The 24,031-nt window shown below is 49.1% G+C and carries 27 protein-coding genes; 14 read left to right on the top strand and 13 right to left on the bottom strand.

Annotated features, from left to right (window positions below; all coding sequences use genetic code 11):
* Positions 1–20: 20 nt before the first annotated feature.
* From ACYU8Y_RS22210 to ACYU8Y_RS22185, 6 genes are all read right to left on the bottom strand, one after another.
* The gene (locus ACYU8Y_RS22210) at positions 21–1,043 is read right to left on the bottom strand and encodes a GSCFA domain-containing protein (RefSeq protein ID WP_460940299.1); all 1,023 of its coding nucleotides are present in this window, start codon (positions 1,041–1,043) and stop codon (positions 21–23) included.
* A gap of 73 nt (positions 1,044–1,116) precedes the next feature.
* Positions 1,117–1,782 (bottom strand): Uma2 family endonuclease, encoded by a 666-nt coding sequence (locus tag ACYU8Y_RS22205; RefSeq protein WP_460940298.1) that lies wholly within the window; start codon positions 1,780–1,782, stop codon positions 1,117–1,119.
* 78 nt (positions 1,783–1,860) lie between these two features.
* A complete protein-coding gene (gene rplI, locus ACYU8Y_RS22200; RefSeq protein ID WP_460940297.1) occupies positions 1,861–2,304 on the bottom strand; it encodes a 50S ribosomal protein L9 in 444 nt (147 codons plus the stop codon).
* Between the two features lie 89 nt (positions 2,305–2,393).
* On the bottom strand, positions 2,394–2,645 hold the full coding sequence (gene rpsR / locus ACYU8Y_RS22195) for a 30S ribosomal protein S18 (RefSeq protein ID WP_018620831.1): 252 nt from the start codon (positions 2,643–2,645) through the stop codon (positions 2,394–2,396).
* 2 nt (positions 2,646–2,647) lie between these two features.
* A complete protein-coding gene (gene rpsF / locus ACYU8Y_RS22190) occupies positions 2,648–3,022 on the bottom strand; it encodes a 30S ribosomal protein S6 (RefSeq protein ID WP_046575574.1) in 375 nt (124 codons plus the stop codon).
* A 160-nt stretch (positions 3,023–3,182) separates the two neighbouring features.
* Positions 3,183–4,124 carry a hypothetical protein gene (locus ACYU8Y_RS22185; RefSeq protein ID WP_460940296.1) on the bottom strand — a complete coding sequence of 314 codons (942 nt, stop codon included), beginning with the start codon at positions 4,122–4,124 and terminating at the stop codon, positions 3,183–3,185.
* A gap of 182 nt (positions 4,125–4,306) precedes the next feature.
* Between ACYU8Y_RS22185 and ACYU8Y_RS22180 the strand changes: the two genes are divergently transcribed.
* The 8 genes from ACYU8Y_RS22180 (at position 4,307) to ACYU8Y_RS22145 (ending at position 10,458) form a co-directional block, all read left to right on the top strand.
* Positions 4,307–4,966: a YggS family pyridoxal phosphate-dependent enzyme gene (locus ACYU8Y_RS22180; RefSeq protein WP_460940295.1), complete on the top strand. Its 660-nt coding sequence runs from the start codon at positions 4,307–4,309 to the stop codon at positions 4,964–4,966.
* Between the two features lie 49 nt (positions 4,967–5,015).
* Positions 5,016–5,393 carry a DUF423 domain-containing protein gene (locus ACYU8Y_RS22175; RefSeq protein ID WP_460940294.1) on the top strand — a complete coding sequence of 126 codons (378 nt, stop codon included), beginning with the start codon at positions 5,016–5,018 and terminating at the stop codon, positions 5,391–5,393.
* Between the two features lie 105 nt (positions 5,394–5,498).
* On the top strand, positions 5,499–7,094 hold the full coding sequence (locus ACYU8Y_RS22170) for a peptide chain release factor 3 (RefSeq protein ID WP_460940293.1): 1,596 nt from the start codon (positions 5,499–5,501) through the stop codon (positions 7,092–7,094).
* Positions 7,095–7,194: 100 nt separating this feature from the next.
* Positions 7,195–7,527 carry a hypothetical protein gene (locus ACYU8Y_RS22165; protein WP_460940292.1) on the top strand — a complete coding sequence of 111 codons (333 nt, stop codon included), beginning with the start codon at positions 7,195–7,197 and terminating at the stop codon, positions 7,525–7,527.
* Positions 7,528–7,686: 159 nt separating this feature from the next.
* The gene (locus tag ACYU8Y_RS22160; RefSeq protein WP_460940291.1) at positions 7,687–8,559 is read left to right on the top strand and encodes an ATP-binding cassette domain-containing protein; all 873 of its coding nucleotides are present in this window, start codon (positions 7,687–7,689) and stop codon (positions 8,557–8,559) included.
* Complete coding sequence (locus tag ACYU8Y_RS22155) at positions 8,556–9,392, top strand: hypothetical protein (protein WP_460940290.1); 837 nt, start codon at positions 8,556–8,558, stop codon at positions 9,390–9,392. The genes ACYU8Y_RS22160 and ACYU8Y_RS22155 overlap by 4 nt, the downstream gene beginning before the upstream one ends.
* A gap of 2 nt (positions 9,393–9,394) precedes the next feature.
* Positions 9,395–9,775: a GntR family transcriptional regulator gene (locus ACYU8Y_RS22150; RefSeq protein WP_460940289.1), complete on the top strand. Its 381-nt coding sequence runs from the start codon at positions 9,395–9,397 to the stop codon at positions 9,773–9,775.
* Positions 9,772–10,458: a hypothetical protein gene (locus tag ACYU8Y_RS22145; protein WP_460940288.1), complete on the top strand. Its 687-nt coding sequence runs from the start codon at positions 9,772–9,774 to the stop codon at positions 10,456–10,458. The genes ACYU8Y_RS22150 and ACYU8Y_RS22145 overlap by 4 nt, the downstream gene beginning before the upstream one ends.
* A gap of 54 nt (positions 10,459–10,512) precedes the next feature.
* On the opposite strand, the gene ACYU8Y_RS22140 is transcribed toward ACYU8Y_RS22145, so the two are convergent.
* From ACYU8Y_RS22140 to ACYU8Y_RS22125, 4 genes are all read right to left on the bottom strand, one after another.
* Positions 10,513–10,767 (bottom strand): hypothetical protein, encoded by a 255-nt coding sequence (locus tag ACYU8Y_RS22140; protein ID WP_460940287.1) that lies wholly within the window; start codon positions 10,765–10,767, stop codon positions 10,513–10,515.
* 43 nt (positions 10,768–10,810) lie between these two features.
* On the bottom strand, positions 10,811–11,866 hold the full coding sequence (gene bla / locus ACYU8Y_RS22135) for a class A beta-lactamase (RefSeq protein WP_460940286.1): 1,056 nt from the start codon (positions 11,864–11,866) through the stop codon (positions 10,811–10,813).
* Between the two features lie 28 nt (positions 11,867–11,894).
* On the bottom strand, positions 11,895–13,076 hold the full coding sequence (locus ACYU8Y_RS22130) for a cystathionine gamma-synthase family protein (RefSeq protein ID WP_460940285.1): 1,182 nt from the start codon (positions 13,074–13,076) through the stop codon (positions 11,895–11,897).
* A gap of 193 nt (positions 13,077–13,269) precedes the next feature.
* Positions 13,270–14,595 carry a DEAD/DEAH box helicase gene (locus ACYU8Y_RS22125; RefSeq protein WP_460940284.1) on the bottom strand — a complete coding sequence of 442 codons (1,326 nt, stop codon included), beginning with the start codon at positions 14,593–14,595 and terminating at the stop codon, positions 13,270–13,272.
* A gap of 75 nt (positions 14,596–14,670) precedes the next feature.
* Between ACYU8Y_RS22125 and ACYU8Y_RS22120 the strand changes: the two genes are divergently transcribed.
* The 3 genes from ACYU8Y_RS22120 to ACYU8Y_RS22110 all read left to right on the top strand — a co-directional run bounded on the left by ACYU8Y_RS22120 (position 14,671) and on the right by ACYU8Y_RS22110 (position 18,511).
* Complete coding sequence (locus ACYU8Y_RS22120; protein ID WP_460940283.1) at positions 14,671–16,008, top strand: DEAD/DEAH box helicase; 1,338 nt, start codon at positions 14,671–14,673, stop codon at positions 16,006–16,008.
* 88 nt (positions 16,009–16,096) lie between these two features.
* Complete coding sequence (locus ACYU8Y_RS22115; RefSeq protein ID WP_460940282.1) at positions 16,097–17,239, top strand: DEAD/DEAH box helicase; 1,143 nt, start codon at positions 16,097–16,099, stop codon at positions 17,237–17,239.
* 138 nt (positions 17,240–17,377) lie between these two features.
* Positions 17,378–18,511 carry a T9SS type A sorting domain-containing protein gene (locus ACYU8Y_RS22110; RefSeq protein ID WP_460940281.1) on the top strand — a complete coding sequence of 378 codons (1,134 nt, stop codon included), beginning with the start codon at positions 17,378–17,380 and terminating at the stop codon, positions 18,509–18,511.
* Positions 18,512–18,607: 96 nt separating this feature from the next.
* Here the strand turns inward: ACYU8Y_RS22110 and ACYU8Y_RS22105 are convergent, their stop codons facing one another.
* Positions 18,608–19,105 carry a DinB family protein gene (locus ACYU8Y_RS22105; RefSeq protein ID WP_460940280.1) on the bottom strand — a complete coding sequence of 166 codons (498 nt, stop codon included), beginning with the start codon at positions 19,103–19,105 and terminating at the stop codon, positions 18,608–18,610.
* Between the two features lie 295 nt (positions 19,106–19,400).
* On the opposite strand from ACYU8Y_RS22105, the gene ACYU8Y_RS22100 reads away from it, so the two are divergent.
* From ACYU8Y_RS22100 to ACYU8Y_RS22090, 3 genes are all read left to right on the top strand, one after another.
* A complete protein-coding gene (locus ACYU8Y_RS22100; protein ID WP_460940279.1) occupies positions 19,401–20,087 on the top strand; it encodes a YMGG-like glycine zipper-containing protein in 687 nt (228 codons plus the stop codon).
* 103 nt (positions 20,088–20,190) lie between these two features.
* Complete coding sequence (locus tag ACYU8Y_RS22095; RefSeq protein ID WP_460940278.1) at positions 20,191–20,646, top strand: YybH family protein; 456 nt, start codon at positions 20,191–20,193, stop codon at positions 20,644–20,646.
* Positions 20,647–20,814: 168 nt separating this feature from the next.
* Entirely contained in the window at positions 20,815–21,726 is a 912-nt protein-coding gene (locus ACYU8Y_RS22090) for an alpha/beta hydrolase (RefSeq protein WP_460940277.1), read from the top strand.
* A 35-nt stretch (positions 21,727–21,761) separates the two neighbouring features.
* Here ACYU8Y_RS22090 and ACYU8Y_RS22085 read toward each other — a convergent pair whose 3' ends face one another.
* Both ACYU8Y_RS22085 and ACYU8Y_RS22080 read right to left on the bottom strand, forming a co-directional pair.
* A complete protein-coding gene (locus ACYU8Y_RS22085; RefSeq protein ID WP_460940276.1) occupies positions 21,762–22,529 on the bottom strand; it encodes a cupin domain-containing protein in 768 nt (255 codons plus the stop codon).
* Positions 22,530–22,679: 150 nt separating this feature from the next.
* Positions 22,680–23,981, bottom strand: coding sequence for a T9SS type A sorting domain-containing protein (locus ACYU8Y_RS22080; protein WP_460940275.1), 1,302 nt, complete (start codon positions 23,979–23,981; stop codon positions 22,680–22,682).
* Positions 23,982–24,031: the final 50 nt, after the last annotated feature.

Below are 24,031 nucleotides of genomic sequence, written 5' to 3'. Positions count from 1 at the left end.
GGAAAAAGAGAAAGGTAAACTTAAGCGAACTCTTTTTCGCCCTCCTGCCGTTCAACCGTTTCTCTCTGTTTTAAACGACTTTGCACCTCTGCCAGTTCCGCTGACACGTCTACCTGTGTCGCAACAGTCTTCAATTGTGCTAATAATTTAGTCAGAAACTGATAATACGCCGGGCTCTCTTGCCCGTAGAGCGGTCTATGGGCTAATGATTTACTGATTTGGGACCAGTCGGCCACAAACTGACAAAGTTCGCTGTCAAACGCACACGCAGCAAATTTGGCAAAAATGTACTCGTGGGCCTGTGCATTAGGATGGATCATATCGGCTTCATAGAAACGATAGTCGCGCAGATCATCCATCATTATCTCGTAGGCCGGAAAGTAAGCGACCCGATCGTTCCAGGTGGTCAATTCGTGTGTAAGCACCCGTAATGTCGACTTACTTACGCTATTCAGCGGTAAAGTATCCCGCGTGTGACGTACCGGGCTAACCGTCAGCAACACGTTAAGTTTCGGGTTTGCCCTGTATACTGTTTTTAAGAGCTGTGCCAAATCTTCGCGTACATGATCGATCTGATACAGGTATTTCTCAAACAGTGAACCGGGCATTTTATGGCAATTGGCGACGACCTTACCCGTCTCGATATGCCGATAAACAATGGCAGAACCGAGCGTGATAAACAGAAAATCGGCTTTCCGAATAGCCGCCGCCGTGAGCGCCAGGCTGGACGCAAGCTTATGGCGTAGTTCATCCTGACTGTTGGCCCAAAGAGACGAGTGGAAGTCATAATGAAACCACACACCATTGCGCTCCAGATAGCCGTCTTCATCAGGGGCCGTACCCCGCAGTGCCATCGTTACTAATTTGGCGATCGAAACCGGATTGAAAATCGTTCCGAATGGATTGTTCAGTACCGGCAATTTATACTCACTTAAGCGACGTCCCATAACATCGGCAAAGCACGATCCGATGGTTACAATTCGGCTGTTCAGACCCATGCGATGGGGAAGTGGTTCGGGCGAAAATTCGGTATGAAACTGCATACCTTACCAACAAAAGAACGGACTGATTAGGTCCGTTCTGAGTAAAAGATTTACATTGATAATTGCCTGATTATTAGTTATTAAACAAGATTTCGTGCGCTTTCATATTAGCTTGTTCATCGAACAACGCTAAGACAGGTACGCGAAAACCTGCGACCTGTTTAGATTCAATATCCTGAGTTTTCAGGAAGGTACCCACGTGAGCATATTCTTCAATGTCGGGGTCCAACTCATATTGCTCAACCGTTTGTTTACCTGGGTTGATAATCCAGTATTCAGCTATACCATTGGCTGCGTAGTCCGTAAATTTAACACCTCTGTCCCGACGGGCTGTTCCTTTCGACAACACTTCAATAACCAGATCGGGAGCCGGAAGCTTCATTTGATCTGCTGTAAACTGACTTGCTTTCTCCTGTTTCCAAAAGCAAACGTCAGGTTCGTAGTCATTGCGGATCAAGGAAATCAGCGCTTTCTCGGAAGCAACTCGGCCCAGCTTTCTTTTGAGGGCGTACCAACTCATCAACCGATAAATATTACCCACTGTTGTCCAGTGCCGTTCTTTAACAGGTGAGTGCATGACAATATGGCCATTGATAAATTCAGCTTTTACATCTTCCTTCAACCAGGCATAGAACTCATTCCGACGGCTGGCTTCCTGGCGAAGGGCCAGTTCTGCCTGCTGAATCAATTGAGGTAAATTCGGAGCTTCTAAAAGTTGTTCAAGATCAAGAGCAGCCATATTTCAGTTATTTAACTCAAATATAACAAAAAACCGACCTGCCGCGAGACAGGTCGGTTTGTCAAAAAATAGCCCTGCTTATTCAGCCGATACTACTTCGAATTTTACTTTGTGCTTCACATCCTTGTGCAGATCAAGAGAAGCCTCGTAGGTACCAAGCACTTTAACATCTTCAACCGTAATTTTCTTCCGGTCGATGTCGAAGCCTTTCTCACGCAGCGCTTCAGCTACCTGCGTATTGGTAACCCGGCCGAAAATTTTGCCGCTGTCACCTGCTTTTGCTGGAATGGTCAACGTCATATCACCAATGCCGTCGGCAATGGTTTGGGCTTCGGTTTTGATTTTTTCGGCTTTGTGAGCTGCCTGACGAATATTTTCAGCAACGATCTTTTTGTTAGAATCGGTTGCCATCATGGCAAATCCCTGAGGAATCAGGTAATTGCGACCGTAACCGGGCTTCACCACAACGGTGTCGTTCTTATAGCCCAGGCCGGCAATATCGGTTTTTAAAATGATATCCATTTTTTGAAAAAGGTTTGTAGTTTGTGGTTGGCGGTCTGTAGTTTTTCTGAAATCAGTATTCAATAACTATAGACAACGAACTACAAACGTTATTTCAGTGAATCGCCTACGTAAGGCAGGATGGCCAGATGACGAGCGCGTTTGACAGCCTGGGCCACTTTGCGCTGGTTTTTCAGGGTCGTTCCCGTTAACCGCCGTGGCAGGATTTTACCTTGCTCGTTCAGCAGTTTCAGCAGGAAGTTGCCATCCTTATAATCGATGTATTTGATACCGGCTTTCTTGAAGCGGTCGTATTTTTTGCGGTTCTCGGTTTTCGAGACGGATTCGTTTTGCAAGCTCATGATTACTTGGCCTCCCCGGCGTTTTCGGTTTGTTTTTTCTTACCCACTAAGCCATTGCGTTTACGGTCGTTGTAGGCAACAGCGTGCTTGTCGAGCGAAACCGTCAGGTGGCGGATGATGCGCTCGTCACGGAGATACTCGGTGTTGAGTTTCTCGATGATCGTGCCGGGGGCCTTAAACTCGAAGAGTTGGTAGTAACCCGTGTTCTTATGCTGAATTGGATAGGCCAGCTTGCGCAAACCCATATGGTCTTCATGGACCAGTTCCGCACCGTTATCGGTCAGCACTTTGCGAAACTTGTCAACGGCGTCCTTCATCTGAGCATCAGATAAAACGGGAGTTAAAATGAACACCGTTTCGTAGTTATTAGGAAACATTTTTTTGTAATTTGTTTGAAATGAGGCCGCAAAGGTAAGAAATAAACTGACAATCGCAAAGGCAAACGGGGGAATAAAGGGAAGTAAGTGCTAAAAAGTAAGGGCCGCTCCCTACTGGAGAGCGGCCCTTACTTTTTAGGGATGAATGCTGGGTCGATGCCTACCGGATGGTAAATTCGCCTTCGCCAATTCGGAACCCTTCGCAGTACACTTCGACCGTGTGCTTTCCTTCTTTAAATGGCTGACCAGCACGCCCGTAAAAGAAGTCAAGTCGCTGGCGGCTATTGTCAAACGTGAACTTTTGCATGGCGGTATAAATCATGCCCTGGTTGTTGTACATAAACTCACCCGATCCCGTTGCCAGATCAGAAACAACGGCTCCCGAAGGGTCAATTACCCGAACATAAAGCAGTTTCTCGTCTTTTTTGGCTAATCCGTTGGGAGACAATTGAATCGATATGTGAATTTTATCGGTTTTTTTAGCTTTGTATGTACCCCCATCCGTTTCTTTTCCCCTTGCGTTCACGCCATTGATCGTAACAGACTCGGCGTGTAGGGCCGCAGCGATGGTTACTTTCTCGGCTAATTCCTGGTTCTTGATGGTCACTGAGACGACAGAATCACTCAACGATTGTTTTTCGGCTTTAAGGCCATTGTTTTCCTGCGTGAGCGATTCGTTCTGCTGAGCCAGAACGCCATTCTCTTCTTTCAAACGAGCAATTTCCTGATCTTTCTGAACCAGAATAGCCTGGTAATTTCTAATCTTCTGATCGTACTTCTTGCTGTCAAAGGAACCTACGTTCTTCAGCTCCCGCTTGTCGACCTCCAATTGAGCTTTTACTTTCATTAATGAGTCGATGCTACCACCTAACCGCTGAATTTCGGCAATTTTCGTGTCAAGTTGTGCCGAAATCGAATCGAGTTTTGTTTTAGCAACAAGAACCTCCTCCGTCTTAGCGGCAATGGTGGCATCCTTGGTTTTATTGTCCTGCCGCTCCTGGTAATAGAAGTAGAGTAGCAGGACATTGAGTGCAGCCAGAATGAGTAGTGCAGCCAGTAAGTAGCTACGACTGTTATTCTGGGGTTGTGGTCTGGGTTCCATTGGGGTCATATGTTAGGCTGAAGAGCAAAGGTTAAAATCTTTACCAAAACTACACCAAAGAGTTATTTATTGCTTCCATTAACTGGTTTATGGGTGAAAACTACGCCTTCCGGCGCAGCTATCAACCCTATATTTGCACAATATTAACAAACCGCTGGTAGAAGACAACCACCTGATATTGTATGATTGCTGATTCAATTCGCCTGATTGAGAGTGAATTACAGAATAAAGCCAAACTAATTGCTGTTACGAAAACGAAGCCGGTCGAGTTGCTGCGCGAAGCGTATGAGGCTGGTTGTCGGCGGTTTGGGGAAAATAAAGTGCAGGAAATGGCTGACAAATACCCCCAGTTACCGGCTGATATTGAGTGGCACCTGATTGGGCATCTGCAGACGAATAAAGTTAAGTACATCGCGTCGTTTGTAACGATGATTCAGTCGATCGATAGCCTGAAACTCTTGCAGGAAGTGAATAAGCAGGCCGCTAAGCACAATCGGGTTATTGACTGCCTGCTGCAAATTTACATTGCCGATGAGGAAACCAAATTCGGTTTGTCGGCCCAAGAGGCTGAAGCGCTGCTGAAAGCACCTGAACTGGACGACTTGCCCTACATACGTATCGTAGGACTAATGGGCCTGGCGACCAATACGGAGAATGAAGCACAGATCCGTCAGGAATTTCGGGGTCTTAAGCGGCTGTACGACCAATTGGCGAAAACTCAACGACCCATGGTTCATTTTCACGAGCTGTCGATGGGGATGAGCGGTGATTACCGGATTGCGGTTGACGAGGGCAGTACGATGGTTCGCGTTGGGAGCGCTATTTTCGGAAGCCGCATTTGAGTATCAACAATAAATTAAATCCTGCGGGCTACCCGGAGGTTCAGACACTATGAAGTTCTTTATTCAGGCCGGAGCCGTTTTAGGGCTGTTAGGCGTTGCGATCGGCGCTTTTGGGGCGCATGCCTTGCGGGCTATGCTCGACGCGTCGGGGCGGGCGGCCACGTTCGAAACGGCCGTTAAATACCAGTTTTACCATGCGGTTGCGCTCATTCTGATTGGCATGCTGCTGCACTTGTTCGGGAGTAATCCGACGACGGTGAAGCTGCTTAGCTGGTCGGGTTACTCGTTTCTGGGTGGCGTACTCATTTTTTCGGGCTCACTCTATGTATTGTGTTTCACCGGTATTACCTGGCTCGGTGCCATCACACCACTTGGTGGGCTGGGAATGATTGCGGGCTGGGCTCTACTGCTGTGGGCGTTCTTATAAAAGGATGGATGATGAATAGCGAAGCGCTGCTATGGAGCTTATTCATGGGTCATCATGAATAATTCATCGTTGAATCCGTATCTTTGTACCTTGATTCTGAGAATAATGCAAACGAATATACAGGCCGAAACGGCCCGTCGACGGACGTTCGCCATCATAAGTCACCCCGATGCTGGTAAAACGACATTGACTGAGAAACTGCTGCTTTTTGGGGGGGCTATTCAAACGGCTGGGGCGGTCAAATCCAATAAAATCAAGAAGACGGCTACGTCCGATTTTATGGAGATTGAGAAACAACGGGGTATCTCGGTGGCTACTTCCGTAATGACGTTTGAGTACGATAATCTGAAAATTAATATCCTCGATACACCTGGCCACAAAGACTTTGCTGAAGACACCTACCGGACACTCACGGCTGTCGATAGCGTTATCCTGGTTATCGACTGCGTAAAGGGCGTAGAGGAACAAACCGAGCGGTTGATGGAAGTTTGCCGGATGCGCGATACACCCGTTATTATCTTCATCAACAAGCTTGACCGCGAAGGCCGAAATCCATTCGATTTGCTGGACGAACTGGAGGAAAAGCTGAACATTCGCGTTCGGCCAATGACGTGGCCCGTTAACATGGGCTCCGACTTCAAGGGCGTTTACAGCCTGATCGAGAAAAAATTATATTTCTTTAAGGCCAACAAAACGAAGGTTGAGGCTGATGTGCTGCCCATCGACCTGGCCGATGATTTACTCGATACGAAGGTTGGTCCACGCGATGCTGGGCAGCTTCGCGAAGACGTCGAATTGATCGATGGTGTTTATGACAGCTTCGACCGGCAGGCGTATCTGGATGGTAAATTGGCCCCCGTGTTCTTCGGATCGGCGGTCAATAACTTTGGGGTAAAAGAATTGCTCGAAGGCTTTTGCGACATATCGCCGGAGCCCATTGCCCGCCCGACCGATAAGCGGGAAGTAGAGCCCGGAGAGAAAAACTTCAGCGGGTTTGTCTTTAAAATTCACGCCAACCTGGATCCGCGCCACCGCGATCGGATTGCGTTTCTACGGATTTGTTCGGGCGTGTTCGAACGCAATAAATTTTACCACCACACGCGTCTGGATAAAAACGTGCGGTTTGCCAGTCCGTTCAGTTTTATGGCTGACAGTAAAAGCGTGGTGGAGGAGGGTTTCCCCGGCGACGTGGTGGGTCTTTATGACACCGGCACGTTTAAAATTGGTGATACCCTGACCGAAGGAGAAGAATTGCAGTTTCAGGGAATTCCGAGTTTCTCACCGGAAATTTTTAAAGAACTGGTCAACCTTGACCCGATGAAGTCAAAACAGTTGGATAAAGGTATTCAGCAGTTAACTGACGAAGGGGTAGCCCAATTATTTACGCTTGAACTGGGTAACCGGAAAATTGTTGGTACCGTTGGAGAGCTTCAGTTTGAAGTTATTCAGTATCGACTGGAAAATGAATACGGCGCTAAGTGCCGCTGGGTACCGCTGAATTACACGAAAGCCTGCTGGATTACGTCCGAAAATCCGGCCAAGCTGACTGAGTTCATCCGCTTGAAAGGCAACCAAATTGCGTACGACAAAGATCAGAATCCGGTGTTTCTGGCCGAATCGGACTGGATGCTGCGCATGAATGAACAGAATAATCCCGACGTTACTTTCCACCTCACGTCGGAATTTAAGGTAGCCGTGTAAGCCGTTCGGGCATTATTAATGTAGAAAAGTTGATATATCGAAAACTCATGGACAGCGAGCGAGTTATTGGTAGTATAAACTCACGTTAACGAGATAACTAATGATTAACTCACTCGCAACCCTTGCCTTAACGCTGGTACTGGCCGGAACCGCGGCCGCTCAGCAGAAACAACCCAGCCGCTCGACCACGAACAAATCGTCTAGCGGTACCATCTCATCTACCGATGCCGCTCGCTCAAATCCATCGGCAGCCAATACCCACGATGGAACTAACGGCGCATCGACCGGGACTGGGCTGACTAACGACCAACTTCAGGCGAATGGCGCTGGTTCTAACCGGGGTACAACCAAAGTAGATGCCAACAGCAGCGTGCGCACTGGGCCATCGAATGTGAAAGCAAAGAAAAAAACGCCTAAGTCGTCGAATCAATAATGGGTCAACAGGTCGACCGTCAGAAATAAAGAAGCCTCTCCTTGTGGGAGGTTTTTTTTATGCCCGAAAATAAAATTGAGTAAACGCTTGACTCATATCGATAAAAATCTCAGCATTGTAGTGTACTATTAATCTAATACACTACAGCGCCTTAATTTTATGATCGAGTTTCGCGATGTGTCGTTCGGCTACCAGCGAGGTAAGCCGTTGTATGAAGGGTTGAATTTAACGCTGACGCCGGGTTCCATTTATGGCTTGCTGGGGCCGAATGGTGCTGGTAAGTCAACCTTACTGAAGTTGTTATCTGGCTTGTTGTACCCCAAATCGGGCGCTATTCAGGTTGGCCCCTATACGCCGGAGAATCGCCAGCCTGCTTTTCTGGAAGATCTATTTCTAGTGCCGGAGGAGTTTTATATGCCTCCGGTACGGATTCGGCAGTTTGTGGAGTCGAACGCGTCTTTTTACCCGCGCTTCGATCGCATGCAGATGACGGGTTACATCCACGAGTTTGGCCTGACCGGCAATCAGAAACTAAACGAGCTGTCGTATGGTCAGAAAAAGAAAATACTCATCGGGTTTGGCCTGGCTACCAACACCGCCGTACTCCTGATGGATGAGCCAACGAATGGGCTGGATATTCCTTCAAAAAGTCAGTTTCGGCGAATGGTAGCTGGTGCGGTCGATGAGAACCGCACGGTCCTAATTTCAACCCACCAGGTTCGTGATCTCGAAACCCTGATCGATCCCATCATCATTTTGGCCGAGCGCTCGCGTTCACACATGACCGTGGCACTCAAAGCAAGTGTGGAGGAAATTACGGCCCGGCTCTGGTTTAGCCTGGTGCCTGAACTGGAGAAAAACAGGTCAATCCTATATTCCGAACGAGCCGTGGGCGGCTATGCTATCGTCGCTGAAAATCCACTGGGCGAATCGAGCCGACTGGATCTGGAGCGGTTATTTAATACCGTACAGGCTGAGCCAGCGCGCATTAGTCAATTGTTTTCCTCCATCTCAGCTTTATCAAACGTATGAACCAGACCTTTTCAGTAAGCCGCTTTGGACGGTTGTTGCGAACGTACTTTACCGACAATCGAGGGCAGTTGCTGGCAAACATTGGGTTGCTTGTCAGTGCTTTATTTGTTGCCTGTGTATTTGCGTATCAGGGTTCCCCGGCTGCCGTTGACAGGCAGCGTAATTTATTGTTCTTTTTATTCGTTTGGCCTTGCTGGTATGTGTTCACCGTACAGCAAACGGCGGTGTTGAATCAAAAAGAACGAGCGATTACTTATCTGATGCAACCAGCATCACAGGTTGAAAAAATTGCGCTGATCTGGCTTATTTCAGGGCTTGGGTTTGTGGTTGTGTATTTATCAGCTTTTGGTGTAATGGATGCCATAAGCATTTCGATTGTCAATAATCGCCACTGGACACCAGAGCAAGTCGCTATGATTCGAATGCAGGGTGGCCTTTACACAATACAATCGATTTTCAGCGAAAAGAATATTGGTAGCGTCCCGACCCAGTTATGGGTATTTACGGCCCTGCTACATTCGTTCACACTATCGTTTGCCTTGTTTATTCGTCGGTATACAATGCCATTGGTGGTTATAATAGCTTTTGCCCTGCTAATCTTTGGCTTCTTAGCCAACAACTATTTTTTACAAGTATTGACCGATTCCGGCAGTATTCGGAGTAATACACCTTTTTCGGATGCTATCGCCCAGTCACCTACGGATCAGTACCACTATCGAAAAATTAGAATGACTCAGCCGATTGGTAATCAAATTAGCTACGCAGTGGGTAGTATGGTCGTGGTCTTTTTATACATCATGGCCTATTTTCGGCTTAAAGAACGGGAGGTATAACGATGGATTTTCGAGATAAACAAGCCATATACCTGCAAATTGCCGAGCATGTCAGCGAGCAGGTGCTGCTAGGGCGCTGGCCAGTGGGGGAGAAGATTCCGTCGGTACGGGAACTGGCCGCTGAACTGGAAGTGAACCCCAACACGGTGATGCGGACCTACGATTTCCTGAGTCAGAAAGGCGTCATCAGCAACAAACGGGGTATTGGCTATTTTCCGACGGATGGTGCTGAAGAACAGATCAAGTTGTATCGGCGCGAACAATTTCTGGAAAATGATCTGCCTGTTTTCTTCAAAAACCTGTACCTGTTGGGGATCGACTTATCGGAGATCGAGACGCGTTACCAACAGTTCATTGCAAACCACTATCAACCCAAATTATGAAAGTAAGTCATATACTATTCGCCCTGATTGCGGTCGTAACCCTAACCGGAATGGTGGCGACAGATCTATTGCTCAAGCAGCAATATGATGGAATGGATTGGCATAACGCCTATCAGGATTTCGGAAAACGGGATTTGCCGGACGCCCACCACTGGGTAGTGACAGGCACACCAGCCAGCGAAGTTATCGTTGCCAGAACGACCAGTAAACCGCAGGCATTGATTGCGCCCGATGAAGTCAAGTTTTATCGGGTCCGATTGCAGGGCGATACCGCTTTTGTTTCCTTTACGCCCGATTATAGTGGCTATCATAATTCGCCACAGGCTGATGCCAGTCGCGAATTAGGGGTTCGGTTGGTGTTGAGAGTACCGAGCTTTCAAACGTTAACCGTTGAAAATGCACGGCTAACGTTATCTGATTTCTCTGCCGATTCGCTCACTATTGCACTGACTCAAAGCCGTTTACGCACGCATAAAGTAACTGTTTCGGAGCACTTTAGGCTAACTGTTGCTCAAAATAGCTTTGCCATGCTTGGTAACGATCAGTATAAATCGTTACAGGCCGTAGTAGCTGATTCGAGCGGATTGCAGCTCAATAACAGTCAGGTTGATGCCTTCACCAAGACCGTTTCGCCCCAGGCTGAGATACAGGTAAAAGGCCAGGCGCTGAAATGGTTAAAATAGGCCAGAGCCGATACTGACGAATGTATCATCGTCAGTATCGGCGTGTCGTTGATTTCAATGGGGGCTCCTTTTACCATTTGGATAAGCACCCAGCATGAAAAAGAAGCCGCCAATGAACGCGAACCATATCAACCATTTCAGAAAAGGAAACCGTTCGGTGATGGGAGGCAGCACCATGATGCCGCAGATCAATAACAGAACAAGTGACGTACTCGACCCACTGCTATCCGTTATTCCGCCCGTATGCACGATGATGGCCAGTGCCATAAGGATGTACATCGCCCCCATAAACCATTGTACTTGCTTCATCGTCATTGAGTTTTGTTACTCTTAACAAAATTCAATGACGATGTTACCGGACTGAGGTCGCGATGGCTGGCGATTGGTACAAGAAATAGTCATAGATACTCCGGGCGGCATGGGCTATTGTTTGCTCGCGTTCGGCCAGCGGCATGGGCGAATCACCCACAAAAACGGCAATGGCTATGTGACCGGCATTGTCGGGTAGCGTAATAATCCCCACGTCGTCTGTAGCGCTGCCATCCAGCGAACCGGTTTTATGGGCGATAACCGTAGACGGTGGTAGATAGCCTTTCAGTCGGGCGGCTCCACCCCGGCACCGTTCCATGACGCCCAGTAATAAGGCCCGGCTCTCGGGCTTGAGGGCCGTTCCCCGGTAGATTTGCGTCAACAAATTGACCATAGCCTCCGGAGTCGATGTATCGCGCGGGTCGGTTTTTAGTTTGATAGCAGCTGCCCGTTTCATGTCTGGTGTGGTGGCGCTGTCTAATTTAGCGTAGAAACCGAGCGTCCATTTGTCGGATGGCGGAAGGATGATGCCGTCGAGGTCGGCCAATAGCTGGATGATGGTACGGTCAACCGACATACCCTGAATGCCCAGTGCTTTCACCCGGTTCTGAACCGCTTGCGGACCACCCACCAGACGAAGCAAAATGTCCGTAGCGGAGTTGTCGCTGATAACCATCATGAGTTCCAGCAGATTCTGGACGGATAACTGAACACCGGGTTTCGCGAACAGAACATCCAGCGTACCGCTGCCCGGATGCAGGTCCGATGGTTGCAGATCGACCATGGTCATCAGGGAAAGCTGGCCTTTCTCGATCATCGTAAAAAGCTGAACGGCAATGGCCACTTTGATGGTACTGGCCATCGGGAAGCGTTCCTGTAAATTCAGGCTAACCTGTTTGCCCGATTCGAGATGGAGAGCACAAATGCCAACCTTTCCCTTCGCCAGCCCGGCAATACGCTCCAGCTCCTGCTGCAGTCGTTGCGTGGCTATATCCGTTTTCGCGTTTGTGCTGGTTTTAGTTTGGGCAGTTGCTGACTGGTTGATGAGCAGCGAAAGCCCGATAAAGAGGAAGAAGAGTTTTGAGAGAGTTGATTTCATCTGCTGGGTTATGAAAGCTAGGTGAGTTTTACAAAATGGCCAGTGCATTATCTAAATCAGAGAGAAGATCGCTGACATTTTCAATGCCAACAGAATACCGAATCAGGCTTTCCGGGATACCGAGTAGCCGACGCTGTTCTTCGGTTAGTTCGACATGACTCGTGGTTCTTGGCGGTCCGGCCAGGGTACTGACGGAGCCCAGGCTAGCGGCCAGATGCACGAACTGGAGTTTTGGCAGAAATTTCTTTACATTATCATAGCTGCCATGCAATGAAAAGCTCATGATACCACCGAAGCCCGACATTTGCGCTTTGGCGATCGCATGGCCTGGGTGAGTCTCCAGACCGGGGTAAAAGACGTCGCTCACTTTTGGATGCGCTTTCAGGTGTTTGGCGATGGTGAGGGCCGATGCGTTCTGCCGCTCAATCCGTAGTTCCAGCGTTTTCATGCCTCGGGCAATCATATAAGCCGCATCGGCCTGCAGGCTGGCCCCGTTGATTTCCCGAAACTGAAATACCTTCTCAACCAGGGCTTTGGTCCCGCATAACACACCGCCCATGGCATCGGAATGCCCCCCGAGAAACTTGGTCGCGCTGTGCACAACCAGATCGGCGCCCAGTGCCAGCGGATTTTGGTTTATAGGCGTAGCAAACGTATTATCGACAACAGTGATCGCCCCTACTTTCTTCGCGGCCGCTGCCAAGCGGGCTATGTCGACAATTTTCAGAGTAGGATTGGTGGGCGTTTCCAGGTAAAGAACATCGCAACCTTTCGCAATTTCAGTTTCGAGGTTATCGAAGTCGGTGGTGTTGCAGAGGGTGACGTTCACCTGATACCGGGGAAGAAAATCGAGGAAGAGTCGGCTGGTACCGCCGTAGGTATCATTGAGTGACACCACTCGTTTGCCCGGTCCCAGCAGGGCAAATAAGGTATTGCTAATGGCGCCCATACCTGTGGCGAACGACGTAGCCGCTTCGGCACCTTCCAGAATACGGATTTTCTCTTCCAGTACGTGTACGGTGGGATTGGTATTGCGGCTGTAAATATAGCCCTCTGCTTTCCCGGTTGCCACGTTGTGCCATTCGTCCAGGTCATTGTAGGAAAAGGCGACGCTCTTTACGATAGGGGTTGTTACGGCACCGTCGTTGTAGTGATCGGTTTCACCAGCCCATACCGAGGCTGTGCTTTTTTGGTAAGCTGAAAAATCCATTATAGACTGTGTAGGTTGTATGTTGTTGGCGCATAACTTGATACGCTAAGGCCAGAAATTGACAAGAAGGTAATATTACAGAAAAAGACGATCAGCCGTACCGTGAAGGGGACAATACCTACCTAATTCATAGTAATTTGTTCATAGCTAAAGCAGGCTCCTCGCAAAGAGAGCGTAAAATGACGGTCTTCGATTAGCGGGCGACCTCAATCTTGTACTTCTTGCCTTTCATCTTCTCCTGACTGATTCTAGCCAGTAGCGACTGGACTTTCTCCTGTTTTACGGCGGCAAAAGAGATGAAATCCTGCACGTCGATACGCCCTAAATCACCTTTCTCGAGGCCGCCTTTCTGAGCGAAGAAGCCAACGATGTCGACTTTGTTTAGTTTATTTTTCTTGCCCCCACTAATGTAAAGGGTCACAAAGTCGGGTGGCTCCGGTAGCTTGGCTGCAGCGGGCAGCTGAAGCTCTTCGAGCGCGTCGGTTGCCAGATAAGCTGGTGGCGTTTCATCTCGGGAGAGAATAATATAGGCCGTTCCGGTGGCGTGCATTCGGGCGGTTCGGCCATTGCGGTGCGTAAACTCGTGTTCCTGCAAAGGCAAATGGTAGTGAATGACGTGCTTCATTTCGGGAATGTCCAGCCCACGGGCGGCTAAATCCGTCGTGACCAGATAGCGGGTACTGCCGTTCCGAAATTGAATCAGCGCCCGTTCCCGGTCGGCCTGCTCCATGCCGCCATGATACACGAGCGAGTGGATACCCCGTTCGGCCAGCATCTCGCTGGTTCGTTCAGATGCGTCCCGGTGATTGCAGAAAACCAGAGCGGACTCCGAATGCAGGGAACAGAGCAGCGTAAACAAGGCGTCGATCTTATCCTTCGACGCGGAGTAAACCAGCTTGGTTGTCAGTCCGGTTTGTTCGTCGGTTTCAGCCGAGAATGTAAGTTTCGTAGGGGACTTAAGTCGGATAAAGTCAGGAATGCTGATGCCCGAAGTCGCCGAGACGAGTACGCGTTTGCGAAGGTTTCGCAGTCCGTGAACAATGAAATCCATCTCATCGTGGAAGCCCAGCGCCAGCGATTTATCGAATTCATCCAGCACCAGCGTGTGAATACCGTCCAGCGAAAAACTGCGCCGGGTGATGTGATCGGCAATGCGGCCGGGCGTACCAATCAGCACCGCGGGGGGATTGCTCAGATTTTTAATTTCGGTTTCGACCGGATGCCCGCCATAACACACATTCACTTTGTAGCCGGTCGACATTTTTCTCCATACCTGCTCGATCTGCATCGCCAGTTCACGCGAAGGGGCCAGAATCAGACACTGTACCTTCGTTTGATCGGGCTTGAGCAAGTCGAGCAGCGGCAGCAGAAAGCCCACCGTTTTCCCCGAGCCAGTGGGCGCAATCAAGAAAGTATCGTTGTCTTGCCGAATCGCTTTTTGAGCGGCTTCCTGCATGGGATTCAGGGCCGAAATGCCGAGGCTTGTCAGAATTTGTGCTTGTTGCTGAGGGCTTATCATCCTGTAAAAGTAACTCAAAATGCGGGGGCTACTAAACTTAGACTTACCTTCGTATTCTATTTGATGGGAAAGGCTATGACATTTGACGAACTGAATTTAAACAAACCCCTGCTGAATGCATTGAATGATCTGGGTTATACAACGCCCACAACTATTCAGCAAAAGGTATTCTCGGTCGTCATGTCCGGTCAGGATGTGTGCGGAATCGCGCAAACCGGAACTGGTAAAACATTTGCCTATCTATTACCTACTCTCCGGCAGGTTCAGTTTTCCAAAGACCGGCTCCCCCAACTGCTCATCATTGTGCCCACGCGCGAACTGGTCGTTCAGGTGGTCGAAGCCGTTAAGAAGCTGACCTCCTATATGAATTTGACCGTTGTGGGCGTGTATGGTGGTGTGAACATGAAAGCACAGACGGTGGAGATTCAGCAAGGGCTGGATGTACTGGTAGCCACCCCCGGCCGGCTGGCTGATCTGATGCTGAATGGAATACTGAAAACCAAAGCGATCAAGAAACTGGTCATCGATGAATTCGACGAAATGCTGAATCTGGGATTTCGGACGCAGCTAAAAATCATACTGGACTTATTGCCGCCCAAACGGCAGAATCTGCTGTTTTCGGCTACGCTTACGGACGACGTCGATCAACTGGTGAATGCCTATTTTAACCGACCGGTTCGGGTAGAAGCCGCGCCGACGGGTACTCCGCTCGATAAGATTGACCAGTCGGCCTACCTCGTTCCCAATTTCTACACGAAGATCAACCTGCTGACCAACCTCCTGAACCGGAATGCGGTGATGACGAAGGTGCTGGTTTTTGTGGCCACCAAGCACTTAGCCGATCAGCTGTATGAGCAGCTGGAGTCGGGCTTCCCTGATCAGGTGGGCGTTATTCACTCCAACAAAGCGCAGAATTACCGCTTCGAAACAGTCAATAAATTCAAAGCCGGAGCGTACCGTATTCTGGTTGCCACCGATATTATTGCCAGGGGTATTGATGTCGACGACGTTTCGCATGTGATCAACTTCGACCTGCCCGACGTACCCGAAAACTACATCCATCGGATTGGGCGAACGGGGCGGGCTGACCGAACCGGCATTGCGATTTCGTTTATCACCGAGAGTGCCAACGAACAGCGGGCAGCTATCGAACAACTGATGAATCAGCCGATACCTGTACTGCCTTTACCCGAAAATCTGGTGATCTCCGATGAACTGACGGCCGACGAAAAGCCTAAGGTTTACATGAAGACCATCGAGGTTAAACCGCCCCGTCGCGACGACGTGGGTCCGGCTTTTCACGAGAAGATCGACAAAAATAAAAAGGTCAATGTCCGGCGTGATATTGCTGCCGAAAAGATGCTGAAATACGGCCGTCCCATCAAGCGGAGCGGCAAAAAGAAACGGGATTAAGGTAAATTTTCAGTCGAATTGAATTGCCCCAGGGTTTGTGAGGACACAAGCCGGGGAATACAGGCTCCTCCCTATTCACAAATCAATTATGCCATTTTCATCGCTTGGGTTGTCGAAGCCACTTCTAAAAGCAATCAGCGCCCAGAGTTATACGAAACCGTATCCCATTCAGGCAGAGGCCATACCGGCTATTTTGCAGGGCAAGGATATTCTGGGTATTGCCAAGACGGGATCTGGTAAAACAGCAAGCTTCGTATGGCCCATTCTGGAACTGTTTCAGCGAAAAAGCGTTGCCCGGAACCGGTTTGTCAACGCACTGGTACTTGTTCCAACGCGTGAATTAGCCGTTCAGGTTGCCGAGGTTTTTCACGTTTTCGGCGAGACGTTGCCGCGGCCGGTAAAAACGGTGGCGGTTTATGGTGGCGTATCCATCAATCCTCAGATGATAGCCTTGCGGGATGCTGAAATCGTGGTGGCCACCCCCGGCCGTTTGCTGGACCTAATGGCCTCAAACGCGCTGCAACTGACGGAAGTCGACATACTCGTGCTGGATGAAGCCGACAAGATGCTGGACCTTGGTTTTGAAGAGGAGATGGAGCGTATTTTCGATCGCTTACCGCGTCGTCGACAGACGATTTTGTTCTCGGCGACCCTGGGTGACGCGATTCAGGATATCAACGCGGCTTTGCTGCGAAATCCCGTCAAAATCGAAGTCGTAGAGGAAGAACAGAATCTTGATTCAATCAGGCAGATCGCTTACCGGGTTGACCCCGAGCGGAAAGGTCCCCTTCTGCGCTACTTAATCAAATCGGGACAGATGAAGCAGGTCCTGGTGTTTGTTTCTTCTACCCGAACGGCGGATAATCTGGTTGTAAAGCTGACGAAAAATGGAATTCAGGCAGCCGCCATCCACAGCGGCAAAACACAGGGTGCCCGAACGGATGCCTTGACTAAGTTTAAAGCGGGCAGGTTAACCGTTCTTGTTGCTACGGATTTGATTTCCAGGGGAATCGATATTCAGTTATTGCCGTATGTGATCAATTTCGAGTTGCCCCGCTCGCCCAAAGATTACATTCACCGTATTGGTCGAACTGGCCGCGCTGAAGCGGAAGGCGAAGCTATTTCGCTGATTGGTCCGGACGATGAACACCATTTTAAAATCATCCAGAAAAAGATGGGAAAACGCGTTGCGCTACTTGACACCGAAGGCCTGGATTTGATGGGCTATTGAACGAAACGTATTTAGGGCAGTCTACGGCAATTCAGCAGTATATCGACCGATTCATAGAAACGCCTAAAGTCTTTTGATTACTAAAACAAGTTTCATATTATTACACCTAATCGTAATTAATGTAACTTGTCTTTCAGTATGAGATCATTCTACAAAGGTTGGATTTTATCAGGGTTGCTGCTTGCCATATCAGCCGTAAGCTTTGGTCAGGTTATTTACAGTAATACATTTACGGGAGCCGGAGCCTGTCCAACCCAAGGCAATACGCCGGTTGTATCAACCAATGCTACGGGCACGCCTTTCACCCGAAGTATGGTGACGTGTAGTTCTTCAATGGGTGTGTTCAATTCGGCAACGCTCAACAATACCGCCAGCATCAATAACTCCTCCTACATTGAGTTTTCCGTAACCGCTAATGCGAACGCCCAGTTGACTGTGGCTTCGCTGAGCTTTGTACGGGATGCCAGTAACAGTGCGCCTAACCAGCTAGAAGTTCGTTATAGTACAGACGGGTTTGCTACGTCTACGAGCTGGGGAGCTGCCCCAAAAACGCCAACATCCGGAGCGTCCACAACGTGGGATTTTACCGATTTTTCGGTACCGCCCGGCACGACCTTAACCTTTCGTTTTTATCCATACGGCACGCAACGGGCCGACCTGGGAACAGGGCCGGCTTCGGGGACAACGGGAACGTTCAGCGTTGACAATGTCACGCTGAACGGCACCTCGCCCTTACCCGTCAACCTGGTATCGTTTACGGGAAAGGCCAGCAAAAATGGCGTTACATTGACTTGGATTACCGCCTGGGAAAAGGAAAATCTGGGGTTTGAGGTACAGAAAAGTCTGAATGCCGAAAGTTTCGAAGGGGTTGGGTTTGTTGATGGAAGGAGCAGCTCGAAAACGCAGGCGGTTTACGAGTTCACCGATAAAGAGGTGCTACCGGGCCTAACGTATTATTACCGGTTAAAGCAAAAAGATCGGAATGGCGAGACAACTACCTCTCAATTAATAAGTGTTCGTACCTGGTCTGACGGGCAGGAGGAAGTACTCGCTATTTTTCCCAACCCGAACAAGGGTACATTTACAATTTCCGGACAGAATTTAGATAAGGCTGATATTCGTTTTTACGCGCCTTCTGGCCTTGAAATGCCTATTCACGCAGTCGAAAGGGAGAGTCGTCAAAAGCTTGACATTTCCACCAATGCCTCGTTGCCGCCGGGTATCTATTTCCTGGACATAAAGGGGGAAAAACGCAAAGTTCTGATCAACTGAAAGGTCTTTTACGGAAAGTGGCTTCCTATATATAAGGCGTGCCCAGGCTTAAAGTCTAGACACGCCTTATGGGTTAGAGGCAGGTTGGCGCCATCCTTAAACGGTCATTTCGTCAGCGCTGGGGCCATAGCTGCCCGGAATCGGAATAGTCAGCAACCGCAGGTAAACGCCCAATTGTGCCCGGTGATGAACAATTTGGGAAAACGTTATTCTAATCATTTCGCCTTTAGTTGTCTGGCTGTGCATCTCATCCCCATTTCGGAGCGTCCAGACAGGCTCCAGTTGATCGTCTGTAGTCTGACTAAGTGACGACTTGCCAGCAGCCAGCGACTGGTCAAACAGATTGAGCACTTCGGTTGTGTCGTTGACCGTTTGGGGCGAATAGGGGCTCGTCGCAAAATCGAGTTCCTCAGTTGGCAGGGCCAGTGTAACCCAGGAAGGCAGTTCGGCAATGTGCGTTGTCAGTTGCCGGATGGTCATGCTTTTAGGATGCGGCTGCCAGCCATACTTGTCATTCGGTACTCTTTCGAGCATTTTCTGCATTATCTGCGCGTCCTGTTGCATTTCTTCTACCAGCATTTGAATCAGTGACATAGCCTTTTGGGTTTAGGGGAGGATGCAACGTAAAAGCCAGGCATTGACAGCCCTATGTCAGCAGTCATTCACGAATTTTTGCTGCCCGAATTGATGGGGAAAAGCTGTTTAAGCGTTTTGTAATGAAGGGTTTTTGGCCAAACACCAAAAGAAAATGTAAACTGGAATTGACTGATAAATTAAACTAAAAGCATGCAGATTGGTCTGAGAACAAACAATAGCTTGACAAGCTAAGTTGATTGCAAGATGTATACAAGATGTATATACATTTATTTCTCACCAAAAAAGAAACGCGATGAAAACGATTCGAAATATGGCCTTACTGCTCCTGGTGACCAGTATACTTGGCCAATCAGTGCACGCACAATCATGGAGTCCACAAGCAAAAGGAGCCGTAATCGGTGCGGGTACCGGTGCTGCCGTGGGCGCTATCATCAATAAACGGAACCGGGCCGTCGGCGGTGTAATCGGTGGCGTAGTAGGAGGAGCTGGCGGTTATGCCATTGGCAAACAGGGTAAAAAACGCTGGAGCCCCCAAGCGAAAGGTACTGCTATCGGCGCGGGCGTTGGCGGGGCGGCCGGGGCCATTATCAACAAACGAAATCGTGTCGTCGGGGGTGTCATTGGGGGGGTAGCTGGTGGCGCGGCTGGCTATGCCATTGGTAAGATCAAAGACAACAAAAATAAAGAAGCAGCTCGTATTGCTGCCGCGAACAGAGCTGAAGCCGAACGTAATGCTGCTGCCAGAGCCGCCGGACAGACCAGAGTCGCTGAAAGCAGACCCGCTGTGGCGGCAACGTCCGCTGGGGCAACTTCGGCAACCTCCATTAAAGAACCAAGTGTTGTCCAGCCCGTAGCGATGCTGGCCGCTCACCCAAACATGGCGGCCGCTACGATCAGTGCAGGCTATCTGGAAAATGAAACCTATGGCGACCCTTCTGCGCCGTATGGCACGTCTGAATACAGACGTAAAAGCTGGTAAATAATCAGCAAACAAATTTTATACTAGTTGCCGGGCGCGTTTCTGTAGATACGCTGCCCGGCAGGTAGCCCTTTTTCTCTCACCAACGTTATTAACTACAAGTATGAAATCGTTCATTGGAATAGCACTCATTTCTGTGCTTTTTAGTGCCTGCTCGCCATCCGGCGAAGCCGTTAATGTTCAGGATCTTAACCGGCAGTTCATCGATGCCTGGAACAATAAAAATGCCGACAAGATAACGTCTATGCTCGCCGAAGACGTCGATTTTCTTCAGGGCAACGTTCATTACAAAGGGAAGTCTGATGTAGCCAAGCAATGGGTACAGGCCACGCTGCCGACATTAGCTAATCTGAAGACCAACGTTGTCAGTTCGGCAACCGATACGCGTACGGCTTACGAGGCAGGCACATTTGCGGTCGACGTAATCACGGATGTTCCAAATCAGCCACGGGGCTTTGGGGAGGGAAATTTTATCCTTCTCTGGAAAAAAGGCGATGATGGCAACTGGAAACTCAGTTACGCGCAGTTAGAAGACCTGCCCGTACAGGTAAAAAATTAAGGGAACGGAACAGCTGATTCTAATTGAAGAAAAAACCTGTGGGAGCGCAGGTTTTTTCCGTTCCGGCCCGCGCGTAGTGCTATTCGTTTCACTGCCGAACGGAGGCTGTTCTTCCGTTTCAACGATACACACAGTTTGATCAAAATTGGCTAGTTTACAGCCTTACGGATGAGATTTATTACCATGCTTTTTCTTCGACTGCTCTGGCAGATCCCAACCGGTTTGTTTCTTGTCGTTACCGTGCTGCTGCTGGTTAACGAGTATGCCATCGCCCGCCCTAGCCGACGTACCAAAGACATCGCCTATGTAACGACAAACGCGCCGGGTGGCGATCGCGAACGGCATTTGTTGGACGTTTATGCGCCGAAAAAGGTAGCTGCCACGACCAGGCTTCCCGTAGTTGTGTTTATTCACGGAGGCAACTGGAATAGTGGCAACAAAAATATCTACTCCTTTATTGGACGTCGGCTGGCAAAGCAGGGCGTTGTAGCGGTCATTATCAACTACCAGCTTTCGCCCGCTGTTTTGGTTCCTGCTATGGCCGATGATTGTGCTCTGGCTGTTCGTTGGGTTAGCCAGCACATTACCGATTTCGGTGGAGATCCGGATCGTATTTTCGTGATGGGGCATTCGGCGGGTGGTGGGCTGGCCGCTTTGCTGGCTACCGATAACCAACTGTTCACGAAGCTTGGTATGGCTACGAATCCGGTGAAAGGCGCTATTCTGGACGATGCGGCCGGACTGGATATGTTCGATTACCTGACTAAAATGGAATATCCCAACGACCAGCAGTACTTGATTCCGTATGGAAAAGACCCGGCCGTTTGGCGGACTGTGTCGCCCATGTATCACGTTAATAACCAGACGCCCCCTATGTTGATGTACTCGGGTGGACGTACCTACCCAAGTATCACCGGCAGTTCGCAACGGTTTCATCAGTTGCTTTTAACGCATCAGGTAAAGCATGAGTACAAGGTTTTGCCCGGTAAAAAGCACATCGCCATGGTGACCCAGTTATTCTGGCAGCACAATGTCATTTACCAGGACTTGCTGAACTTTGTTGGGGCGGTGAAAAGGTAATTGCTTGATATTGAATGCCAAACTTGTAAGCTTTTTCACTCAAACTGAAAGGCGAAATAAGTGCAACTTCCCCGACTCGTATTCTGAATCGCGTGCGGAATATTGGATTCGAGGAAGATGAGGTCGCCAACGGTTGCCGGATACCGCTTGCCATCGATGCTTTCCTGAGCCGAACCATCGATCATCAGTAGGATCTCGGCTGCCCGGTGCGTATGTGGTGGGTGGCTCCACAGGTCTTTATTAAGAGTTGTCACATGCATCTCAAACCGTTTTGTCATAGCCGTTGCCCGGTCGAACATTCGGCGGATGCCGCCCTTGTCATGTGGTTGAAAAACTACATCGTTCCACTCGATCCAGAATGAACCGCCCGCCTTCTGGCCCCGCTCGCTGTCCACCGGTTCTTTGGCTGTATAACGCATCACGTAATAAGTTGCCGGGGCGTCTTCCTTATTTTCGAAACCATGTTCATCGCCCGGCATAAAAAGCGCAACACTTCCTGCTCCCAGCGTTTTCGATTCTCCGGCAATGGTTATCGTTAACTTACCTTCTTTGACAATGATCAATTCCTCATCATCATGTTTATGGGCCGGGTGAGGATCCTGCCTGGGCAGAAGCGTTGTTGCGTGTATGTTGATATGGCTAAAGTCAATCGAAGAGCCGTCGAGGATAACTCGCTGTTCAGCAGTAGGTTTCTTCGTCACCGTTGTCTGCGCCCATAAATACACACCCGATTCGACGGATTGCGGAAAGGCAAATCGGGCTGTCAGCACAAGAATAGTAAAGCAGGCGATGCGTAGGATCATGACCAAACGGGTTGACTTTAACCGGTTAAAGTCAAGAAACGGGAATGAATACTTCTTACTCGTTTCGACATGACCTCTGCTCGCCTGCAATTCGAACCAACAGCAGAACGGAATTGGCGCTGGGATTGAGCAAGTGATCTGTTTTTGTACTTACTGTTTGATCACTTTATGCATAAAATGCTGATTACCAATGCGAATGTTTGTGAAATAAAAACCTGTTGGGAATCCAGCGGTCGCTATCGTGCGAACAAGGGTAGGTTCGCTTTTTTCACCCGAAAGTGATGCGTATCGTTTGCCTTCAGCCGAGTATAGCTCAATGGTGCACGTTCCGTTTATCGGCGTACTCAGGGTAATCGTCAATTCATCGGAAAACGGATTCGGCTGTATGCTGGCTAGTTTATCATCACTGGTAAAGGCAACACTGATAATTTTTGAATAGGTATACGTGTTGTCCAGGTCAACCTGTTTCAGGCGATAATAAAACGTATTACTTCGGGCATCAATATCTGTCCATTCATACCGACGGGCACCTGGCTGCTCGGCAAGCGAGGCAATACGGGGGCTCACGACCTCGAAGCCAATGGCATCGGTGCTACGCTCAACCTGATAATAATCGAAATTTTGCTCTGATGAACTAGTCCAGTTCAGACGTATTCCCTCACCAAACGATTGCGCCTGAAACATTGTCAGACGAACGGGTAATGCCGCGAAGCAGCCCCCACCCGCCGACGAGCCTGAACAATTAGGATTGACCGTAGCGCTACCAAACTTATTGGGGGTAGGAGCAGCGCCGGGCAGACAAACGCTTATGTTGCTGTTGTTTGTCAGTACCTGATTGAAATTGCCAACACTGCCGCGAACAGTATAACAGCCTCTGCTGGAGGTAGTCGTAGAGTTGACCTGATCATTTTTAGTGAACTGGTTCGTGTTGACAATGCCATTGTTCAAACACACACGTCCATTGCCATTAATGCCAAAATTACCCGTTGAGTACAGGGTTGACCCCTGATCAACGTATAGGGTGCCGTTTATGTCTATATTACTGACAGTCAGGGTAGCACTGTTTTCAACAATGACAGAGGATGATCCGTTTATAGATGTCAAATTGGTCAGTGTAAGATTGTTTCTAATTCGTAGCGTGCCCCCTCCAATGTTAACGTTTAATGGGTTGGTCGCCGAGCTGCCATTGTAAATAACGGTACCGCCATTCACATTGCCTCCATTAATTTGACCGGCTCCCGATACGCATATCACGGCTGATCCGCTCAGATTCAGATTACTTATGGATGTAGTGACGCAGTAAGTCCCGGAAGTGATATTCAGATTGCTGCCGGTGAGGTTTGAACAGCCTGCACAACTGGGTAGTGTGGGTATCGTACACTGACCAAAGACGCCAGTTTGGGCAATAAAAATATAAAAGACAACCAGTATAGAGGAGGAAAGATGTTTCATCGTTTAGAGCGCATTTAGTAAGCTAGTCTTTTGATTTGATAAATATAGAT

The sequence above is a fragment of the Spirosoma humi genome (assembly GCF_054776575.1).
This window is presented reverse-complemented; position numbering and strand designations above follow the sequence as displayed.

What these genes read in the sequence shown, in the direction of transcription:
- bla (WP_460940286.1), bottom strand. Translation starts at nt 11,866, where the DNA reads ATGAAATCAACTCTCTCAAAACTCTTCTTCCTCTTTATCGGGCTTTCG.
- ACYU8Y_RS22130 (WP_460940285.1), bottom strand. Translation starts at nt 13,076, where the DNA reads ATGGATTTTTCAGCTTACCAAAAAAGCACAGCCTCGGTATGGGCTGGT.
- ACYU8Y_RS22085 (WP_460940276.1), bottom strand. Translation starts at nt 22,529, where the DNA reads ATGATCCTACGCATCGCCTGCTTTACTATTCTTGTGCTGACAGCCCGA.
- ACYU8Y_RS22105 (WP_460940280.1), bottom strand. Translation starts at nt 19,105, where the DNA reads ATGTCACTGATTCAAATGCTGGTAGAAGAAATGCAACAGGACGCGCAG.
- ACYU8Y_RS22140 (WP_460940287.1), bottom strand. Translation starts at nt 10,767, where the DNA reads ATGAAGCAAGTACAATGGTTTATGGGGGCGATGTACATCCTTATGGCA.
- ACYU8Y_RS22115 (WP_460940282.1), top strand. Translation starts at nt 16,097, where the DNA reads ATGCCATTTTCATCGCTTGGGTTGTCGAAGCCACTTCTAAAAGCAATC.
- ACYU8Y_RS22165 (WP_460940292.1), top strand. Translation starts at nt 7,195, where the DNA reads ATGATTAACTCACTCGCAACCCTTGCCTTAACGCTGGTACTGGCCGGA.
- ACYU8Y_RS22120 (WP_460940283.1), top strand. Translation starts at nt 14,671, where the DNA reads ATGACATTTGACGAACTGAATTTAAACAAACCCCTGCTGAATGCATTG.
- ACYU8Y_RS22180 (WP_460940295.1), top strand. Translation starts at nt 4,307, where the DNA reads ATGATTGCTGATTCAATTCGCCTGATTGAGAGTGAATTACAGAATAAA.
- ACYU8Y_RS22210 (WP_460940299.1), bottom strand. Translation starts at nt 1,043, where the DNA reads ATGCAGTTTCATACCGAATTTTCGCCCGAACCACTTCCCCATCGCATG.
- rpsR (WP_018620831.1), bottom strand. Translation starts at nt 2,645, where the DNA reads ATGAGCTTGCAAAACGAATCCGTCTCGAAAACCGAGAACCGCAAAAAA.
- ACYU8Y_RS22170 (WP_460940293.1), top strand. Translation starts at nt 5,499, where the DNA reads ATGCAAACGAATATACAGGCCGAAACGGCCCGTCGACGGACGTTCGCC.
- ACYU8Y_RS22150 (WP_460940289.1), top strand. Translation starts at nt 9,395, where the DNA reads ATGGATTTTCGAGATAAACAAGCCATATACCTGCAAATTGCCGAGCAT.
- ACYU8Y_RS22095 (WP_460940278.1), top strand. Translation starts at nt 20,191, where the DNA reads ATGAAATCGTTCATTGGAATAGCACTCATTTCTGTGCTTTTTAGTGCC.
- ACYU8Y_RS22100 (WP_460940279.1), top strand. Translation starts at nt 19,401, where the DNA reads ATGAAAACGATTCGAAATATGGCCTTACTGCTCCTGGTGACCAGTATA.
- ACYU8Y_RS22175 (WP_460940294.1), top strand. Translation starts at nt 5,016, where the DNA reads ATGAAGTTCTTTATTCAGGCCGGAGCCGTTTTAGGGCTGTTAGGCGTT.
- rplI (WP_460940297.1), bottom strand. Translation starts at nt 2,304, where the DNA reads ATGGATATCATTTTAAAAACCGATATTGCCGGCCTGGGCTATAAGAAC.
- ACYU8Y_RS22090 (WP_460940277.1), top strand. Translation starts at nt 20,815, where the DNA reads ATGAGATTTATTACCATGCTTTTTCTTCGACTGCTCTGGCAGATCCCA.
- ACYU8Y_RS22205 (WP_460940298.1), bottom strand. Translation starts at nt 1,782, where the DNA reads ATGGCTGCTCTTGATCTTGAACAACTTTTAGAAGCTCCGAATTTACCT.
- ACYU8Y_RS22155 (WP_460940290.1), top strand. Translation starts at nt 8,556, where the DNA reads ATGAACCAGACCTTTTCAGTAAGCCGCTTTGGACGGTTGTTGCGAACG.
- ACYU8Y_RS22160 (WP_460940291.1), top strand. Translation starts at nt 7,687, where the DNA reads ATGATCGAGTTTCGCGATGTGTCGTTCGGCTACCAGCGAGGTAAGCCG.
- ACYU8Y_RS22145 (WP_460940288.1), top strand. Translation starts at nt 9,772, where the DNA reads ATGAAAGTAAGTCATATACTATTCGCCCTGATTGCGGTCGTAACCCTA.
- ACYU8Y_RS22185 (WP_460940296.1), bottom strand. Translation starts at nt 4,124, where the DNA reads ATGGAACCCAGACCACAACCCCAGAATAACAGTCGTAGCTACTTACTG.
- ACYU8Y_RS22125 (WP_460940284.1), bottom strand. Translation starts at nt 14,595, where the DNA reads ATGATAAGCCCTCAGCAACAAGCACAAATTCTGACAAGCCTCGGCATT.
- ACYU8Y_RS22080 (WP_460940275.1), bottom strand. Translation starts at nt 23,981, where the DNA reads ATGAAACATCTTTCCTCCTCTATACTGGTTGTCTTTTATATTTTTATT.
- rpsF (WP_046575574.1), bottom strand. Translation starts at nt 3,022, where the DNA reads ATGTTTCCTAATAACTACGAAACGGTGTTCATTTTAACTCCCGTTTTA.
- ACYU8Y_RS22110 (WP_460940281.1), top strand. Translation starts at nt 17,378, where the DNA reads ATGAGATCATTCTACAAAGGTTGGATTTTATCAGGGTTGCTGCTTGCC.